This window comes from Lactococcus taiwanensis, from assembly GCF_017068355.1.
GTDB classification, from domain to species: domain Bacteria; phylum Bacillota; class Bacilli; order Lactobacillales; family Streptococcaceae; genus Lactococcus; species Lactococcus taiwanensis.
Map to the genome: position 1 here is coordinate 606,276 of NZ_CP070872.1, position 13,889 is coordinate 620,164.

14 protein-coding genes, 1 tRNA gene and 1 pseudogene are annotated in these 13,889 nt (G+C 39.9%); 14 read left to right on the plus strand and 2 right to left on the minus strand.

What is annotated here, in order from left to right; genetic code table 11:
- Nucleotides 1–73: 73 nt before the first annotated feature.
- The 3 genes from cdaA (at nt 74) to glmM (ending at nt 3,324) form a co-directional block, all read left to right on the plus strand.
- A complete protein-coding gene (cdaA, locus tag JW886_RS03025; RefSeq protein WP_075524768.1) occupies nt 74–952 on the plus strand; it encodes a diadenylate cyclase CdaA in 879 nt (292 codons plus the stop codon).
- The gene (locus tag JW886_RS03030) at nt 942–1,907 is read left to right on the plus strand and encodes a CdaR family protein (RefSeq protein WP_205872283.1); all 966 of its coding nucleotides are present in this window, start codon (nt 942–944) and stop codon (nt 1,905–1,907) included. The genes cdaA and JW886_RS03030 overlap by 11 nt, the downstream gene beginning before the upstream one ends.
- 61 nt (nt 1,908–1,968) lie before the next feature.
- A complete protein-coding gene (glmM, locus tag JW886_RS03035) occupies nt 1,969–3,324 on the plus strand; it encodes a phosphoglucosamine mutase (protein WP_205872284.1) in 1,356 nt (451 codons plus the stop codon).
- Between the two features lie 26 nt (nt 3,325–3,350).
- On the opposite strand, the pseudogene JW886_RS03040 reads toward glmM, so the two are convergent.
- Nucleotides 3,351–4,436, minus strand: a pseudogene (locus tag JW886_RS03040) (iron-containing alcohol dehydrogenase family protein).
- A gap of 212 nt (nt 4,437–4,648) precedes the next feature.
- Here JW886_RS03040 and pgmB point away from each other — a divergent pair.
- Complete coding sequence (pgmB, locus tag JW886_RS03045) at nt 4,649–5,314, plus strand: beta-phosphoglucomutase (protein ID WP_205872285.1); 666 nt, start codon at nt 4,649–4,651, stop codon at nt 5,312–5,314.
- A 35-nt stretch (nt 5,315–5,349) separates the two neighbouring features.
- On the opposite strand, the gene JW886_RS03050 is transcribed toward pgmB, so the two are convergent.
- On the minus strand, nt 5,350–6,117 hold the full coding sequence (locus JW886_RS03050) for an alpha/beta hydrolase (RefSeq protein ID WP_205872286.1): 768 nt from the start codon (nt 6,115–6,117) through the stop codon (nt 5,350–5,352).
- A 97-nt stretch (nt 6,118–6,214) separates the two neighbouring features.
- Here JW886_RS03050 and JW886_RS03055 point away from each other — a divergent pair, with 97 nt between their 5' ends.
- The 10 genes from JW886_RS03055 to JW886_RS03100 all read left to right on the plus strand — a co-directional run bounded on the left by JW886_RS03055 (nt 6,215) and on the right by JW886_RS03100 (nt 13,710).
- Nucleotides 6,215–6,982, plus strand: coding sequence for a hypothetical protein (locus tag JW886_RS03055; protein ID WP_075524762.1), 768 nt, complete (start codon nt 6,215–6,217; stop codon nt 6,980–6,982).
- A gap of 108 nt (nt 6,983–7,090) precedes the next feature.
- Nucleotides 7,091–7,537, plus strand: coding sequence for a tRNA (adenosine(37)-N6)-threonylcarbamoyltransferase complex ATPase subunit type 1 TsaE (gene tsaE, locus JW886_RS03060; protein WP_200407095.1), 447 nt, complete (start codon nt 7,091–7,093; stop codon nt 7,535–7,537).
- Nucleotides 7,531–8,046, plus strand: a complete 516-nt coding sequence (locus JW886_RS03065) for a GNAT family N-acetyltransferase (protein WP_205872477.1) — start codon at nt 7,531–7,533, stop codon at nt 8,044–8,046. The genes tsaE and JW886_RS03065 overlap by 7 nt, the downstream gene beginning before the upstream one ends.
- Before the next feature lie 116 nt (nt 8,047–8,162).
- A complete protein-coding gene (locus JW886_RS03070) occupies nt 8,163–9,614 on the plus strand; it encodes an LCP family protein (protein WP_200407096.1) in 1,452 nt (483 codons plus the stop codon).
- A gap of 80 nt (nt 9,615–9,694) precedes the next feature.
- Nucleotides 9,695–9,768: transfer RNA gene (locus tag JW886_RS03075), tRNA-Arg, on the plus strand.
- A 150-nt stretch (nt 9,769–9,918) separates the two neighbouring features.
- Complete coding sequence (gene truA, locus JW886_RS03080; protein WP_205872287.1) at nt 9,919–10,680, plus strand: tRNA pseudouridine(38-40) synthase TruA; 762 nt, start codon at nt 9,919–9,921, stop codon at nt 10,678–10,680.
- A 32-nt stretch (nt 10,681–10,712) separates the two neighbouring features.
- Entirely contained in the window at nt 10,713–11,501 is a 789-nt protein-coding gene (locus tag JW886_RS03085; protein ID WP_205872288.1) for a bifunctional hydroxymethylpyrimidine kinase/phosphomethylpyrimidine kinase, read from the plus strand.
- Nucleotides 11,502–11,540: 39 nt separating this feature from the next.
- Nucleotides 11,541–12,041, plus strand: coding sequence for an ECF transporter S component (locus tag JW886_RS03090; RefSeq protein ID WP_205872289.1), 501 nt, complete (start codon nt 11,541–11,543; stop codon nt 12,039–12,041).
- On the plus strand, nt 12,022–12,564 hold the full coding sequence (locus JW886_RS03095; RefSeq protein WP_015425875.1) for a TIGR01440 family protein: 543 nt from the start codon (nt 12,022–12,024) through the stop codon (nt 12,562–12,564). Before JW886_RS03090 ends, JW886_RS03095 begins: the two co-directional genes overlap by 20 nt.
- Nucleotides 12,565–13,710 (plus strand): pyridoxal-phosphate-dependent aminotransferase family protein, encoded by a 1,146-nt coding sequence (locus JW886_RS03100; protein ID WP_205872290.1) that lies wholly within the window; start codon nt 12,565–12,567, stop codon nt 13,708–13,710. It abuts the gene before it with no gap.
- Nucleotides 13,711–13,889: the final 179 nt, after the last annotated feature.

Sequence of the window (13,889 nt, forward strand, 5' to 3'; positions counted from 1 at the left end):
TTGCGGGAACAAAGCAGTTCACTTAAAATTTTGGTATAATTAATGTAATCATACGAAAAGGAGGGGGAATTTTTTGAACGATTTCAATCAATTTTTTAACCCCGAATTTTGGCAAAAGATTTTTGAATTGAATGAATCTCCTTTACGAATTGTCATTGCAATATTGGATATTTTGATTGTCAGCTATTTCCTTTATCATGCGATTCGGTTTGTGCAAGGGACAAAGTTAGTGACGCTCGTTCGTGGTGTAATTATCTTCATTTTTATTCGGATCATTGCTGGACTTATCGGGCTTACTACCGTCGAATGGCTCCTTAATCAAGTGATTACTTATGGGGTAATCGCTGGAGTCATTATTTTCCAACCCGAAATTAGGCGTGCGTTGGAAGGTTTAGGACGAACAACTACTTTATTTACACCAACGAAAAAGGGAAGTATTGACGGACACATTGCTGCCTATGAAAAATCTTTTGCATACATGTCCGAGCGAAAGATCGGGGCTTTGATTGCCATTGAACAGGCACAAAACCTTAATGAATTTGTCAGTACAGGTATTCCCTTGGATGCAGATATCTCAAGTGAACTGATTATCAATATTTTCATTCCCAACACGCCATTGCATGATGGCGCAGTCATCGTACAAGGGAATAAAATTGCGGTAACTAGTGCTTATCTGCCCCTTACTGAAAAATCGGGAATCTCCAAACAATTTGGGACAAGGCACCGTGCCGCGATTGGATTATCGGAAGTTTCTGATGCGTTAATATTAGTCGTCTCTGAAGAAACAGGCGGCATTTCGATTGCACACAATGGAGAGTTTTTCGCGGACATCTCGAAAGATAAATTCCATGACATTTTGACAGCACTTTTGACACCAAAAGTGCAAAAAGTTACAAAACCTTCGAAATGGCACAAGCGGAAAAAAGCAGAGGAGGAGAAAAATGGCAAATAAATTTTTTAACTCAAAAGTATTTTATATTTTAGCGTCTGTCTTTTTTGCCATTGTCCTGTTTTTCAATGCCAATGCTACTTCCATTCGTAACCAAGGGACGAATCAATCAGGCGAGGTCTATACTGCAACGATTAATAATGCTCCCATTGAAATTAAATATAACTCTGACAAGTACTTTGTAAGTGGTTATAGCAGTACTGCTACGGTGCATTTGTCGGGTTACAATCGTTTAACAATCAATAATGAAGAAAATACGGACACCCGTAATTTCTTCTTAACGATCGATTTGACCAAATATAAAACAGGGAAGTTCGATGTTCCTGTGCGGATTGAACAACTCCCTGGTGGTGTTAGTGCTACGATTTCCCCCAAAACAATGAATATTACGGTGGAAAAAAGAGTTTCGGATGAATTCGAAGTAAAACCTAAGGTTGAAGCCACACAACTTCCTACTGGATTTAGCATTGACAACCTTGAAGTGACAGATACGAAAGTGAAAGTGATCGCTGGCGAAGAAAGCATCAAAAATATTGCCGCTATCGAAGCTGCTCTTCCTAGTGATGTCAACTTGACAGAAAATTATGCGGGTACAGTAACATTGCATGCTGTGGATAGTGAAGGTAAGATTGTTCCTGCGCAGATTGAACCAGCCACAACCCACCTCAAAGCAACAGTAAAAAAACCAAGTAAAAAAGTTCCTGTTAAACTCACAACAACAGGAACGCTTGATAGCTCGCTTTCTGAAATGAAGACAAAACTTGCTGATAAAGAAGTCACTATCTATGGCGAGCAAAGTAGTCTTGAAGCAATTGATAGTGTAACTGCTAGTGTTAGCCTGACAGGAATTACAAAACAAACAAAAATTAAGGTTCCTTTGACTGCCTCAGGGGTAAGCATTGATCCTGACGAAGTTCAAGTTACACTGACACCAGTAAAAAAATCGGACAGTAAATAACACTGCACTGACAGCTCTGTCAGTAAGTACTAAATAAAACAAAACAAAATTGGAGATAATAATGGGTAAATATTTTGGAACAGATGGTGTTCGCGGTGAAGCAAACGTTGAATTAACGCCAGAGATGGCCTTTAAATTGGGACGTTTTGGTGGATATGTTTTAAGCCAGCATGAAGCAGAAACGCCTAAAGTTTATGTTGGACGCGACACTCGGATTTCAGGACAGATGCTAGCAACAAGCCTGATCTCAGGTCTTCTTTCTGTAGGGATTGAAGTGTATGATTTGGGGGTAATTGCAACTCCAGGTGTAGCTTATTTGGTGAAAAAAGATGGAGCCTCAGCTGGGGTTATGATTTCAGCAAGTCATAATCCTGCATTAGATAACGGTATTAAGTTCTTTGGTGGTGATGGTTATAAATTAGAAGATGAAAAAGAGCTTGAAATTGAAGCTTTGATTGATGCTAAAGAAGATACTTTGCCTCGCCCTTCAGCTGCAGGATTAGGAATGCTGCATGATTATATTGAAGGAGTTCGTAAATATCAGGCCTTCCTTAAAACTACTGCTGATGGTGATTTTCAAGGTTATAAGGTGGTACTAGATACAGCCAATGGAGCAGCTTGTACCTCTGCACGAGCAGTTTTTGCAGATCTCAATGCAGAATTAACGGTGATTGGTGAAATGCCTGATGGTTTGAATATCAACGTTAAAGTTGGTTCAACTCATCCAGAACAAATGGCTCAAACGGTAGTGGAAACTGGAAGTGATTTGGGGCTTGCCTTTGATGGCGATGCTGACCGTTTGATAGCAGTAGATGAAAAGGGAGAGATTGTTGACGGCGATAAGATTATGTACATTGTCGGAAAATATCTTCTGTCTCAAGGAAAATTGGCTCAAGATACACTAGTAACAACTGTCATGTCTAATCTTGGTTTCCATTTAGCGCTTGAAGAAGCAGGAATTAATTCAGTGATTACAGCGGTTGGTGACCGTTATGTTGTTGAAGAAATGAAGAAAAATGATTACAACTTCGGTGGTGAACAATCGGGTCATATGATTTTCCTTGATTACAATACAACAGGAGATGGGCAACTCTCAGCCATTCAATTGTTGAAAGTAATGCGTGAAACGGGCAAGACGTTATCTGAATTAGCAAGCGAAGTTACGATTTATCCACAAAAATTAGTTAATGTTCGAGTAAAAGATAATGCAGCTAAAAAATCAGCAATGGATGTGCCAGCGATTCAAAAAGTCATTTCAGAAATGGAAACTTCGATGAACGGGAAAGGTCGTATTTTAGTTCGTCCTTCAGGAACTGAACCACTCTTGCGTGTCATGGCTGAAGCACCTACTCATGAAGAGGTAGATCATGTAGTAGATACAATCGTCGCCGTCGTCGAAGAAGAGATTGGTATATAAAAAAAAGACCGCAAGGTCTTTTTTTTTTATTGTTTTGTTTGTTCGGTAAGTGCTTCTAAAGAATCAAGCGCGACGAGAATTTTTTCTCCTGTTACATGGGGATCAATGAGATTATAAGTTTCAGAAGATGAAGCAGCAAAATCAGCCACGGGTTTCAGGAGGTGATGCGAAACATGAGATAGGCCAAGCTCTGACAAATGAATAGGGAGATCACAAGCTTTATAAAAAGGCAAAAGATGGGTTATTTCATCATAATCTTTAGTATAAGCGAGTTGAACTAACACCCCATAAGCAACTTTTGCACCGTGTAAGATGCAGTGTGTCTCAGTGAGCAGAGAAAGACCATTGTGTAAAGCATGTGCTCCGGCCATACGCCCATACGCCCCTGCAAATCCACCAACTGTACCCGAAAGTTCAATGATGGTATCGGCAATGCGCTCAAAAGCGGGAGTAACTTTCTTTTGTGACAGGGCTTCTAGCGCGTTCGGTGCATCGTCAAACAAAATCTTGTAAATCTCCTTAGCGGCAACATAACCAAGACGGGCAGAAGCAGGTAAACTACTCCAATCTAAACGACGGACAATACCTTCTATTTCATACCATTTGGCAAGCGTATCGCCAATACCCGCCACAAGATATGGTCTAGGTGTGGAGAGTAAGAATTCAAAGTCGACTAATGTCAAAAGGCTGGCCTTAGGGAAGTAAGCGACTTTATCAAAGGTAAGATCCTTATAATAGAGCGCGCCAACTGGAGTATAAGGGGCGCAATTAGAAATGAGTGTTGGCACTAAGATGAGATCTGCTGATAGTGCTTGAGCGGTGACTTTAGAAGTATCCATTACGCGTCCCCCACCAATAGCAAGGACAGCTTGCGCTTTCTGTATATTTTGCGCAATATTTAGTCCATTTTCAGTTGAAGCAGAACCATCATAGAAGTGCACAGGAAAGGGGAGTTCACTCCCATAGTAATCACAAAAAACCTGATAAGCGGTTTTCCCTGTAACAATAACAACTTCTTCATAGTTAGATCAATATTGTAATATTTCTTTTAAGATTCCCTTCCCTGAGACATAACGATTTGCTCCAGGGCGTACTTCAGTAGTTAAATCCATAAATCACCTCACAATTTTCTGAATAATTAGATTATAAAAAACATTGTACGCTTATTGAAATGAAAAAGCAACAAAAAAGTGAAATAGTGTAAAAAAATTAGGAAAAAGATAAAATAGCGCAAACGCTTGCATTAGTGGATAAGGTTTGCTAAAATGATTAAAACGAAGGCGTTTTCAAAAAAAGAATCAAGCGCCTACTGAGAGGTGAAAAGATGTTTAAAGCTGTTTTATTTGATTTGGATGGGGTAATTACCGATACTGCCGAATACCACTATCGTGCGTGGCGGGCACTAGCCGAAGAAATCGGGATTAAAGGGGTCAATCGAGCTTTCAATGAGAAGCTAAAAGGGGTATCGCGTGAAGATTCCCTTAAAAAAATCTTGGCTCTAGGAAATAAAGATGTTTCTGCGACAGAGTTTAAAGCATTAGCTGCTCGAAAAAATGAGAACTATGTGCAAATGATTCAAGAAGTGACGCCAGATGATATTTACCCTGGGATAAGCAATTTGTTGACTGATCTGAGAGAAGAGGGTATAAAAATTGCTCTGGCATCTGCTTCTAAGAATGGGCCTTTTCTCCTAGAAAAAATGGGATTGACCTCAGCTTTTGATGCAATTGCAGATCCAGCTGCAGTAGCTGCTTCAAAGCCAGCGCCTGATATTTTTATAGCGGCTGCTGAAGCGGTCGGAGTTAATCCCGTTGATACAATTGGACTTGAAGATTCGCTAGCAGGCATCCAGGCAATTAAGGCGGCAGGAGCTCTACCTATTGGGGTGGGGCGAGTGGAAGACCTAGGAGATGATATTGTAGTTGTTCCTGATACATCTGCGTATACTTTGGATTTTTTAAAGACAGTTTGGGAAAAGACACGTGCTTGAAAGCTATAAAAAACACCATGGGTTGATGGTGTTTTTTATTTTTTTAAACGACGTTCTAGCCAGTTAAGTGCCCAAGGAAACCACCGTTGCACATCAGGAACGAAGTGACGTTCAGTTGGAGCCGTTGCGCGATTGGCAAGCCCCAATCCATGAGGACCTTTTTCAAAGAAATGTGCTTCAAATGGAACTTGAACTTTAGCTAAATGTTCACAGAAAACTAAACTATTAGCAATAGGGACGGTTAAATCACTACCCGTGTGCCAGATAAAGGTAGGAGGCGTGTGTGCGCTGATTGCTAGGTTGCTATCATAGATTGAGCAATCCTCTAGGGAAAAATTGAAATGTGCATGTTCTTTGGGCCAGCCCAAGGAAAATGATGTCACAGGATAGCAAAGTAAGAGGCCCTTGGCTTGATAAAAAGGGTGACTCGTACAGTATGAGGCGGCTAAATGTCCACCTGCAGAGCAGCCAAGTAAAAAAACCTTTTGTGGATCAATGTTCCATGTACGATGATGTTTGTTGATGAGTTCAAAAACAGCACGCACTTCTTGTAAATTTTGGTTGAGGAAGTTATGATGAGTTCCTTTATTCATCACGGTATAGTTGAGAATAAATACTTGGTAGCCTTGAGCAAGGAAGGCAAAAGCTAAAGGCTCTGATTCGCGCTCAGAAATGTGTTCATAACTTCCACCAGGACAGATGATTAGAGCGGGGAGAGGATTATCTTGAGAAAGAGCGGGGGAGTTTTGATGATAGAGTTCCACCCAGGCAGTCTCATTGATGACGTGTTTTTGGATTTCCATGATTTCATTGTACCAAAAATTAATATTGGAAGCAGGCTTAGCTTTCTTTCAGGAAAGTTTTAAGTTAGGTTAAGGAAACTATCATAAAATTTTAGACATGAAGAAAATTATTTATAGTGTTGGAGCAGTTTTATTGCTTGGCTTTAGTGGACCTGCTTATGCCGAGACAGCGACAGGAACTTCAGCAGCAGTAGCAGATACGACAGCTCAAAGTTCGTCGCAGACTGCTGCATCAAGTTCTTCGTCAGCCGAGTCTAGCTCATCAAATACAAGTGAGAGTAGTGCAACGCAAACCTCAGAGTCATCACAAGATACAGCTGCTACCAATCAAACGGATAGTCAAACTGAAACAAAAAGTAGCACGACCACACAAAACGATACGAATAATGTTGAACAAAATCAAACCCAGACTGCCCCTGCTGTAGGAAATACTGAAACTTCACATACGAAAGCTTCTTCAAGCGAAAGTGGCACAAAAAATTCAACAACAATCATTAATGAAACAGTCAATAACAACTCTAAAGGAACCAATGCTCTTTTAATGACACTGACAGGGACGTCAGCAACCTTTACTATCATTGGAGGGGTTACTGCCTTTGTGCGCCACCTTAGAAAAAAGGGTAAAGGTAAAGGGGCAACAAAAGGAAAACAAAAAAACCGTTCAAATCCAGCAAAAGCTTCTACAGCGGTCAAAAACCGTTCGGAGGATTCGCTGACGGCGTCGTCAGTAACTTCCGGTCAATCAGAGCCATCTACTACAGGGGCCACACAGCCGCTTTCTGAAACTTCTCAGCTTAACATGCAAGCGGATGCAGTGCTTAAGAAGTATAAAAAAGAAAAAAGTTTCAGTCGTAGAAGAAGATAAAACCGTGATTTTACGGTTTTTTTCATTATGGTTTTTCTCTTTAGAGTAAAATGCTTGGAGCAGTAAATGAAGCTGTAGGCAAGAAAGAACTTGTGCTATAATAAAAGCATGAAATATAACGAAGAAGAAATGTTACAGTTTGCAGAAAAATTGGGGCGTTTGTTGCAAGCTCAGGATGTCATTGTACTGACAGGAGAGCTCGGTGCGGGAAAAACGACTTTTACAAAAGGATTGGCATTGGGCTTAGATATTCACCAAATGGTAAAAAGTCCTACTTACACGATTGTCAGAAGTCTAGAAGGGCGACTGACTTTACATCATATGGATGTCTACAGAGTAGGTGATGATCCAGATAGTTTTGATTTGGATGATTATCTTTTTGGAGATGGCGTGTCAGTGATTGAATGGGGAGAGCTTTTAGGAGCTGACTTGCCAGAGCATTATTTAGAGGTCGTTTTTGATAAGTATGCGCCTGAGCTGGTTAATGAGGAAACGCGAGCTATACGGTTGATCCCGCATGGCAAAAGGTATGAGGAGTTGATCAGTCAATTATGAGCAAGATAGAGGTTGGCATTGCACGTCCTTTAGATAGTCGTGCTTTAATCACGTTTTTAAATCAGGTCGGAAAAGAGAGTCATTTTTTGACGATGGATGAAGCAGGAATTTTGATGACAGAGTCAGAAATGGCTCACTTTTTGGTGCAGCAAGCTCAAACATTAAATACAGTTTATTTTATAGCTCGAATTAATGATGAGATTGCTGGAGTGATTCAGGTTAGTGCTGATTTTCATTACCGCATTCGACATATTGGAGAGCTTTTTGTGGCAGTTGGGGGAAACTTTCAAGGGCAAGGTGTGGCTTCGGTGCTCTTTGAACATGTACTGGCCTGGCTCAAGAAAAATGGAATCATTAAACGTTTAGAATTGACTGTGCAGGCACGCAATGCGGGCGCAAGGCACCTTTATGAAAAATTTGGTTTTCAATTAGAAAGCATCCGCAAATGGGGTGCTCGTGATGAACAGGGCGAATTGATAGATGTCTGTGAATACGTGCTTTTTATTTAATAATGCTGTTTTGAGCTCGAAATAACTGACCGCTCTGTCAGTTATTTTTTGATAAAAAAGGAAGCACTTTTTTGTTTTTTTGTTGAGAAAAATCAGAATTTTGATATAATGCTAATATGAAGCTATGGATAAAAACACTCCTTATGTTAGGGAGTATCATTTTGGTAACGGCGATTGCTGCGGGAGGTTATACAATGACTGTCCTTAACAGCACGACGAAGGCCTTCAAAACAACCTATACTCAAGTTGGTGATAAGAACACCCAGCAAGCCATACAGGCAACAGAACCGCTGACTATCCTCTTGATGGGTGTAGATACCGGGGGTGCTGGACGAGGCACCTCAGACTCATGGAACGGAAATTCAGATTCTCAAATTTTGATGACGCTGAACCCTAAAACTCATACGACCACGATGGTCTCGCTTGAGCGAGATACCATGACCAATATTTTAGATAGCAATGGAAAAGTTGTCTCGACCGAAAAAATGAATGCGGCCTATCCGCTTGGCTATAACTCAGGATCTGACAGCGATGGCCTAAAGAATGCAGTAAGTTATGCGATGACCACGATTGGGGAGCAGACTGGGATTAAAATTGATAATTTTGCGACAGTCAATTTTGATGGATTGGTCAATATGGTGGATAATGTTGGTGGGATTGATATCAATAACACGACAGGACAAACCCTCTACATCTCTGATACGGAGCCAGAATACACCGCTACTGTGGAACCAGGTAAGCAACATATCAATGGAGACCAAGCGCTAGTTTATACCCGGGATCGTCATCATCTTCCGAACGGCGACTATGGACGGGCGGCTCATCAACGTGAAGTCATTGCTGCTCTGATGAAAAAAATTCTTGCGCTTGACAACATTACGCGTTATGAACAGTTTTTGAATGAAGTTTCGAAAGACTTTCGGACAAATATACCTATCAATACAGCAACCATTACTTCATTGCTAGGTTATAAGAGCTGTTTTGATAAGATTGTCTCTATCCAATACGAGGGTGTTGGAGAGATGGTCAATGGTGGTTCCTACCAATTTATGCCAACAAATATCTATCTGGCGATGCAAAATGCAATGAAAAAATCGCTTGGTGAAGATACGGTTACCTCTCTACCAAGTAATTTGATTACTTACGAGACCATGTTTGGCTCTAGTTCAACACCTTTTTATTACATGCCTTCTGCTACCGTGACTGAAAAAGGAAAAGATGCAGTGGTTTATGGGATTGATACCAAAGGAGCTTTGGTGAAACTTGATTCTAGCAACTCTGGGAAGTATGTTTCAACAAGTGGGGGTTCTGTCCAATCTTCAAATGACACATCAGAGAGCTCAGAAACTTCTAACACAGCTAATGATACGACCCAAAGTGATTCTACCACCCAGAGCACTTCGGATACGACGACCAATCAACAAGGAACCTATAATGAAGGGTCAACTGATTATTCGACTTATCAGGACCAAAGTCAAAATGGTGGTGCAACGTCAACTTATGGCAACACAAGTGATAATGGTGCATCTACGTATAATAATGGTTACAGTACTTACACCGGTCAATAATTGAAAAAAAAGTAAGAATATGATAAACTTGTTTCTGTCGGTGCTGACCATTTGGTCAGTAACTTACGGATACAAGATTTGGTCCGATAGCTCAGCTGGATAGAGCATTCGCCTTCTAAGCGAACGGTCGAGGGTTCGAATCCCCCTCGGATCATGGTGCCAAACCTCGCCCCACCTTCGTAGTGGGGTATTTTTTTATCCTCTTATCTTGTATTAAATAAATTATAACTTTCTTATCAAAAAGGAACAGCCGACTTAAAAAAACAACATAAAGTCCTAATAAAAATTGTGCTATAATAGAAAAATGACAAGATACAAAGCCACAATAGCCTATGATGGCACAGATTTTGCAGGTTTTCAAAGCCAAACAAATCAAAGAACCGTTCAGGAAGAAATTGAAAAAGTACTGACGAAGTTAAATTCTTTTGAGCCAGTTATTTTACAAGGCTCAGGCCGAACGGATTCTGGAGTTCATGCTTTTGGCCAAGTCATTCATTTTGATTTAAAGGGTAAAGTTCGTGATTTGGAACGTTTGCGATTTGGTTTAGACACGCAAACCCCAGCAGATATTGCAGTAAAAAAAGTGGAACTTGTCCCAGATGATTGGCATGCAAGGTATCAAAAGCATGAAAAAACCTATGAGTATTATCTCGAAAATTCAATTACACGAAGTCCATTTCAAAGGCATTCTAAAGCCTATTTTCGCTATCCACTTAATTTTGAGCGGATGCAAGAAGCCATATCAAAGTTGGTTGGAGAACATGATTTTACAGGTTTTACAGCATCGGGTTCATCAGTTGATGACAAAGTAAGAACGATTTATCAGGCAGAAATTATCCGTCTTGACGAAGAAAATTTCAAATTTATTTTTCGTGGCAATGGCTTTTTGTATAAACAAGTGCGAAACATGGTTGGAACACTCATTAAAATTGGTAATGACCGAATGCCTGTCAGCCAAATAGATAAAATATTGACCTCTAAAAATAGAGTTTTTGCAGGACCAACAGCAGCACCTGAAGGTTTATATTTGAAAGAAGTCAAATATGCGGAAAATACTGACATCTAAAAGTTACTGTCAGTAAAATTAATGGAGAGAAGATGCCAAAGAATTTAAATGAAAGCAAAAAAATTCTAACAATTGCAGGTTCAGATATCCTATCCGGAGGCGGAATGCAAGCTGATTTAGCGACTTTTGCAGCCAATGGACTTTATGGCTTTTGCGCCTTAACGAGCATTGTAACTGTCAAAGAAGATAAATTTTTTGTTCATCCAGTAGAAAAAGAACTCTTTCAAGAAGAGTTGGAAAGCTTAAGCGATGTGGACTTTTCAGCCATAAAAATAGGTCTATTACCCAATAAAGAACTACTTGAACTGACAAAAAACTGGCTGACAGCTCTGTCAGTGAAAGCTGATATTCCAATTATATTAGACCCCGTCATTGTTTTTAAAGAAAATGCTGACTATTCGGTCAATGAAATGCGTGACCTTTTCATCAGCCAACTTTTTCCTTTGGCGACTGTAATTACCCCGAATCTCAAAGAAGCAGAAATACTGACAGGGCTGTCAGTAAAAAGTAAATCAGAGCTGAAAGAAGCAGCCAAACTTTTGCATGATTTTGGAGCAAAAAATGTCGTCATCAAAGGAGGAAATCGCTTTGACCAAAAACAAGCCATTGACCTTGCTTATGATGGAAAAGCTTTTTATGAATTATCAAGCCCGATTATAGAAAATAATAACAACGGAGCAGGTTGTACCTTTGCCTCATCAATTGCGGCTAATATGGCTGATAATCACCCCTTTAAAGATTCAGTCAAGAATGCAAAAGACTTCGTTTATCAAGCCATTCAAAATGCAAATGAATATGGTGTTTTTCAAAATAAAAATTAAATTTCCAAAAGTAAACCAAACTTCTAGGAAAAGTAGGAGATGAAACTCATGGACAACAGCAATATCAAAAAATTAACTTTACTTGCGATTTGGACAGCAGTCACTTTTGTTCTAGGTCGCCTATTTACCTTCCCTATTCCAGGTTCAGCCGGTAATATCTTAACCCTTTTGGATGTCGGTATTTATACAGCAGTCTTTCTGTTTGGTAAACGAGAGGCGGCAATAATTGGGGGCTTTGCAGCCTTTCTACTTGATTTGACTGCAGGCTACAGTAACTACATGTTTTTCAGCTTAATTATTCATGGCGGGCAAGGTTATCTCGCAGGATTGACAAGATACAAATGGCTTAACTTTTTGGTCAGTCTCGTCTTTATGGTTGGAGGATATTTTATTGTTGGTGGATTAATGTATGGCTGGGGTTCAGCCATTGCGGGACTTTGGGTAAATATTATTCAAGTTGTGGTTGGCTTTGCTTTAGCAAAAGTCTTAAGCCCGCTCATTGAAAGGACAGGTATTTTAAATGGATTTAGAAAAGCTTAAAAAAGACACACAAGTCATTATCGATGATGTCATCAAACAAACAGAAATTAAAGCTGGTCAAGTCTTTGTTCTTGGTTTATCTTCATCAGAAGTAAATGGTGGTTTAATTGGCCATGCCAGTTCTAGCGAAATCGGACAGGTCATTGTTTCTGTCATACACAAGACCTTGTCAGACAAAGGAATTTATCTGGCGGTCCAAGCCTGTGAACATCTTAATCGTGCCTTACTCATTGAAGAAGAATTAGCCGAAAAAAAAGACTGGGAAATCGTTTCTGTGATTCCGCAACTCCACGCTGGTGGAAGTGGTCAAGTTGCCGCCTACCAACTCTTTAAATCTCCAGTTGAGGTAGAACATATTGTTGCCCAAGCCGGTTTAGATATTGGTGATACTAGTATTGGAATGCACGTAAAACACGTCCAAATTCCCGTTCGTCCAATTTTAAGAGAACTTGGTGGCGCTCATGTAACAGCTCTTAAATCACGTCCTAAACTCATTGGTGGAGAACGTGCGAGGTACAAATAAATGAAAGAGATGTTAATCATGACCCCAGGTCCGACTGAGGTGGCTGAAAATGTTCGATTAGCAAGAGCAAAGGCAACAACGAATCCAGATATTGATTTAGACTTTTATGACTTTTACAAAAAAACTTGTAGTAAACTTGCCCAATTTTTAAAAACTAAAAACGATGTCAGAGTCTTAGCTGGTGAGGGAATTTTAGGATTAGAAGCGGCTTGTGCTTCGTTAACCGAAAAAGGTGACCGCGTACTTGTGCTTGATAATGGTATTTTTGGTCATGGCTTTAGTGATTTCATTGAGCTTTACGGAGGTGAAGCAATTCTACTGGAGAGTTCAGAAAAAGAAGCATTTTCCTTAGAAATTCTAGAAAAATTTTTAGAAAAAGATCATGACTTTAAATATGCAACAGTCGTTCATTGTGATACACCCTCAGGCGTCTTAAATGACCTCTCAAGGATTTGTCCGCTATTAAAAAAATATGGCATTCTAACCGTTGTTGATTCGGTTGCGGCAATGGGTGGTGAAGAGTTACAAGTTGATAAGTGGCAAATTGACATCGCTCTTGGTGGCTCTCAAAAAGTGATTTCAGCTCCACCAGGCTTAACAATTGCATCGATTTCAACAGCGGCTTACCAAGCGATGACAGAGAGAAAAAGCCCCATCGCAAGTTTTTATTGTAATCTCCTTACTTTTAAAGATTATTATGAAAAAAAGTGGTTTCCTTATACCATGCCAATTTCTGATCTCTATGGATTAGATCAAGCGATCGATAATCTTCTTGCCGACCAAGAAATTTTGAAACGTCATGCGATGATTGGTCATGCGACAAGACAAGCCATTGAAAATTCTCCTTTGGAACTTTATTTGCAGAATGGCTATTCAAACACCGTTTCTGTTATTAAAGTGCCAGAAGGTCTGAATGACCAAGAAATCTTAAGAAAAATGCGTGAGAATTACCGCGTGATGATCACAGGATCATTTGATTATTTGGCAGGTAAAGTTTTAAGAATTGGGCACATGGGAGAAAATGCGAGACCCAATAAAGTAGCTTACAGTCTATATGCGCTTCAAAAAGTTTTAGAAGATTTTGGTATTGCATTTAAAAATAACTTACAAGAAACATTTTTAGAGGCCTATCATGCCCAAGGGTGAAGTAAGGAGTGACTTGTTGGCCTCTAAAAGGCAGGTTTCCAAAAAAGATAAAAACTGCCTTTTGACAAAAAACAAAAATTCAGATATAATTATTTTCGGGCACTGGTTTTTTATTATAAAAAATCAGTAACGGTAGGCTCCCCTCTGGGGAGCTGTTTTTGTTTTTCCCAGTTATTTCT

Bases quoted from the DNA above. Each gene is read 5' to 3' on its own strand.
- JW886_RS03090 (WP_205872289.1), top strand. From the start codon at position 11,541: ATGAAACTCATGGACAACAGCAATATCAAAAAATTAACTTTACTTGCG.
- JW886_RS03055 (WP_075524762.1), top strand. From the start codon at position 6,215: ATGAAGAAAATTATTTATAGTGTTGGAGCAGTTTTATTGCTTGGCTTT.
- pgmB (WP_205872285.1), top strand. From the start codon at position 4,649: ATGTTTAAAGCTGTTTTATTTGATTTGGATGGGGTAATTACCGATACT.
- JW886_RS03030 (WP_205872283.1), top strand. From the start codon at position 942: ATGGCAAATAAATTTTTTAACTCAAAAGTATTTTATATTTTAGCGTCT.
- JW886_RS03095 (WP_015425875.1), top strand. From the start codon at position 12,022: ATGGATTTAGAAAAGCTTAAAAAAGACACACAAGTCATTATCGATGAT.
- tsaE (WP_200407095.1), top strand. From the start codon at position 7,091: ATGAAATATAACGAAGAAGAAATGTTACAGTTTGCAGAAAAATTGGGG.
- JW886_RS03070 (WP_200407096.1), top strand. From the start codon at position 8,163: ATGAAGCTATGGATAAAAACACTCCTTATGTTAGGGAGTATCATTTTG.
- glmM (WP_205872284.1), top strand. From the start codon at position 1,969: ATGGGTAAATATTTTGGAACAGATGGTGTTCGCGGTGAAGCAAACGTT.
- JW886_RS03100 (WP_205872290.1), top strand. From the start codon at position 12,565: ATGAAAGAGATGTTAATCATGACCCCAGGTCCGACTGAGGTGGCTGAA.
- truA (WP_205872287.1), top strand. From the start codon at position 9,919: ATGACAAGATACAAAGCCACAATAGCCTATGATGGCACAGATTTTGCA.
- JW886_RS03085 (WP_205872288.1), top strand. From the start codon at position 10,713: ATGCCAAAGAATTTAAATGAAAGCAAAAAAATTCTAACAATTGCAGGT.
- JW886_RS03050 (WP_205872286.1), bottom strand. From the start codon at position 6,117: ATGGAAATCCAAAAACACGTCATCAATGAGACTGCCTGGGTGGAACTC.